This window comes from Oleiphilus sp. HI0086 (assembly GCF_001635225.1).
Genome location: NZ_LWFZ01001274.1, coordinates 1 through 849 on the forward strand (window position 1 = coordinate 1; position 849 = coordinate 849).

Below are 849 nucleotides of genomic sequence, written 5' to 3' on the forward strand. Positions count from 1 at the left end.
TGAATCTTTGTGGCTGGCATTAAAAGAAGGCTTGCTTGTTCAGGAGGGGGGCGATTGGTTTTTAGCTGTAATCGGCGGCTTTCAGCAAACACTGCAAGGGGAGTACGGCGAAAGTGTATTGGTACCCCAAAAATTACTTAGCCAGTATTATTCATTGCGGAGCCATGAAACCGCAATTCATAGTTTTATCCCATCGTGTAAATTCCTTCATGATCGGATGTTGCAAGCAGCGTATGAGTCTTTGGGTGAGGAAGAGAGGGTCGATACTCACCTGAGTATAGGCTGGCGTCTATATAAGACTTATAGTGATGACGAAAAAGAAGAACGGGTGTTTGAGCTTGTGGAGCAGCTTAATCATGGCATCTCGCTTATTTCCGATCAGTTGGAAATTGAAAACCTGATCGAGCTTAATGTTTTGGCTGCTGAGAAAGCCAAGCTATCAAGTGTGTGGCTTGCTGCTGATCAATACTCAAGCTTGGCATTAATTTTATTGGGCGATAATGCATGGGCTGAGAGTTATGATAAGTGCTTCAAGCTCTATAAAATCAAAGCGGAAGCTGCATACTTAAACGGAGACCTTGAAGCATCTAAGCAACTTTACTCCCAGCTGGTCGATAATGCTATTGATCCTTTAGACAAGGTGGAGTTGCTTGCCTACCTGCTTGTGCAAGCCATAGGCCGCTCAGACTACGCACTTGGGCTAGAAATGGGGCGGCAGGCTTTGTCAATATTGGGTATTGATATTCCTGATGACCTAAGTTCTCTCAAAGCCATCATGTTAGAGCAAGCATCGCAACTAAGGGATGCGCTGGCTAAGCGTCCGATTAAGGATTTTGAAAACTGGCCAGA

Annotated in this window: 1 protein-coding gene; it reads left to right on the top strand. The window is 44.9% G+C overall.

What is annotated here, in order from left to right:
• On the top strand, nucleotides 1-849 hold an 849-nt coding region (locus tag A3756_RS28160; protein ID WP_197481464.1), incomplete at both ends, for a hypothetical protein.